The organism is Streptococcus sp. HMSC071H03, from assembly GCF_001813035.1.
Lineage (GTDB): Bacteria > Bacillota > Bacilli > Lactobacillales > Streptococcaceae > Streptococcus > Streptococcus anginosus.
Genome location: NZ_KV811153.1, coordinates 1 through 444, shown reverse-complemented (window position 1 = coordinate 444; position 444 = coordinate 1). Strand labels below are relative to the sequence as shown.

Annotated in this window: 1 protein-coding gene; it reads left to right on the top strand. The window is 35.8% G+C overall.

Annotated elements, in window-relative coordinates; all coding sequences use genetic code 11:
- Window positions 1-384: integrase core domain-containing protein (locus HMPREF2887_RS02845; RefSeq protein WP_222564015.1), on the top strand; the 384-nt coding region annotated here is incomplete at its 5' end.
- Window positions 385-444: the final 60 nt, after the last annotated feature.

Below are 444 nucleotides of genomic sequence, written 5' to 3'. Positions count from 1 at the left end.
ATTTCTAATCGTCATGATGTAGACTTGACTAGGAAAGCTTTTGAAAATGCTTATTTCGATAGAGGTGAACCTGAATATGTACTCTTTCATTCAGATCGTGGTTCTGAATACACTGCCTTTACATTTAGACAAATGTTAGAAAGATGTAATGTTGTTCAGTCCTTTTCTCAGAAAGGCTATCCATATGACAATGCATGCATGGAAAGCTTTTTCCGCCATATGAAGCGGGAATGCATTAATCGTAAATCTTTCCGCAATCAGGATGAACTACGCCTATGCTGCTTTGAATACATAAATCGATACAACTCTAAACGTCCTCACTCTTCACTTGGAGATTATACTCCGGATGAAATAGAACAGTTTTACATGGAAAGGCAGGAGTAATTCTGTCTTTTCATAAAAATATATTTAAAAAGTGTGTCCATTTACTTGACTATGTTGCAA